The sequence below is a fragment of the Vibrio sp. 1641 genome, from assembly GCF_033339995.1.
Taxonomy (GTDB): Bacteria; Pseudomonadota; Gammaproteobacteria; order Enterobacterales; family Vibrionaceae; genus Vibrio; species Vibrio alginolyticus.
Genome location: NZ_JAWOVP010000365.1, coordinates 1 through 581, shown reverse-complemented (window position 1 = coordinate 581; position 581 = coordinate 1). Strand labels below are relative to the sequence as shown.

General features: G+C 50.1%; 1 protein-coding gene. It reads right to left on the bottom strand.

Features of this window, described 5'->3' with window-relative positions; genetic code table 11:
• Positions 1-4: 4 nt before the first annotated feature.
• Positions 5-581: methyl-accepting chemotaxis protein (locus R7Z47_RS26015; protein ID WP_318130923.1), on the bottom strand; the 577-nt coding region annotated here is incomplete at its 5' end.

Sequence of the window (581 nt, the reverse complement as noted above, 5' to 3'; positions counted from 1 at the left end):
GGGATTAATGGAAGCAGTCCACTTGCTCTTTTAAATTTCTCGCTTGTTGCTGTAACTCGATCGCACTTTGTGATGTTTTCGCGCTGGTGTTACGGCTCTCTCGGTTTAGCTCACTGATTGAATGCGCGTTGGCTGCAATTTCTTGTGAAACTTGAGCTTGTTCTTCCGAGGTCGCGGCAATGGCATCAGCTTGAGAGGCGATAGATTGTACCTGTACGGCAATCGCTTCGAGCGCGGTGCCTGCGTCTTGCGCTTTGTCTAGCACCTGATTCGCACTGCGTTGGCTGTCAGTCATCATAGTTACGGCATTTTGTGTTGAGCCTTTTAGTTTCTCGATAATCCCAACTACGTCTTGCACTGAGCTTTGCGTACGGTGCGCTAATGTGCGAACTTCATCCGCGACCACAGCAAACCCACGGCCTTGCTCACCGGCACGTGCCGCTTCAATTGCTGCGTTGAGAGCGAGTAGGTTGGTTTGCTCGGCAATTTCGTCGATCATTCTTGTGACGGTTTGGATCCTTTCACTGTCACGGTTGACTTGTTCGATGGCTTCGGCTGATTGATCCAATTGATCATTCAAC